Source organism: Colwellia psychrerythraea (assembly GCF_000764225.1).
In the GTDB taxonomy this organism is placed as follows: domain Bacteria; phylum Pseudomonadota; class Gammaproteobacteria; order Enterobacterales; family Alteromonadaceae; genus Colwellia; species Colwellia psychrerythraea_D.
This window is the reverse complement of sequence record NZ_JQED01000028.1, coordinates 1-808: the sequence shown is the minus strand read 5'-3', so window position 1 is coordinate 808 and position 808 is coordinate 1. Positions and strand designations below refer to the sequence as shown.

Below are 808 nucleotides of genomic sequence, written 5' to 3'. Positions count from 1 at the left end.
AACCTTCGGGAGGACGGTCACCACTTTGTGTTTCATGACTGGGGTGAAGTCGTAACAAGGTAACCCTAGGGGAACCTGGGGTTGGATCACCTCCTTATCTTGATGTAAAACGATTTAATGAAAGCTTCGGCTTTACGAGTGTTCACACAAATTACATGATAACAAATTTGAAGAAACAATAGGTCTGTAGCTCAGCTGGTTAGAGCGCACCCCTGATAAGGGTGAGGTCGGCAGTTCAAGTCTGCCCAGACCTACCAATTTACTTAAATAAAGTAATTGGTAGATTCTTCTTGAAAGAATAAAAACCAAATCTAAAGACACTTTTACAGTGGTTTTACATTTGGTTTTTTTAAACCACAAATTATGCCGAATGTGTGCTGATTTGACGTTCTTTAACAATCTGGAAAGCTGATATAAATATCGGTATTTATATAACAAACACGGTGTCGCGCTGTTGTTTGTAACGTTATAAATACCAAGCTGTTGAAATATTCTCTTATTGTGAATATTCCAATGGTGATAATGCATCCCCCCAAGGATGTATTATCGAATTCATACTACTCGAAAGAGTAAGATGTCTTATCAAGTAACTCATCCTATATCTTCGGATATAGTGAGTACGTGAAAATGTCAGACTTTACAATTAACTCGGTTTAGTCACCGAGTATTCTAGTGTCTTTAAAGACTACTTAGGGTTGTATGGTTAAGTGACTAAGCGTATGTGGTGGATGCCTTGGCAGTTAGAGGCGATGAAGGACGTGTTAATCTGCGATAAGCGAAGATAAGGTGATAAAAACCGTTATAGTCT

1 tRNA gene and 2 rRNA genes are annotated in these 808 nt (G+C 38.5%); all 3 read left to right on the top strand.

What is annotated here, in order from left to right:
• Positions 1–97 (top strand): 16S ribosomal RNA (locus ND2E_RS0121545); the annotation flags it as partial.
• Between the two features lie 83 nt (positions 98–180).
• Positions 181–257, top strand: a tRNA-Ile gene (locus ND2E_RS0121540).
• 444 nt (positions 258–701) lie between these two features.
• Positions 702–808: ribosomal RNA gene (locus ND2E_RS0121535) — 23S ribosomal RNA — on the top strand; the annotation flags it as partial.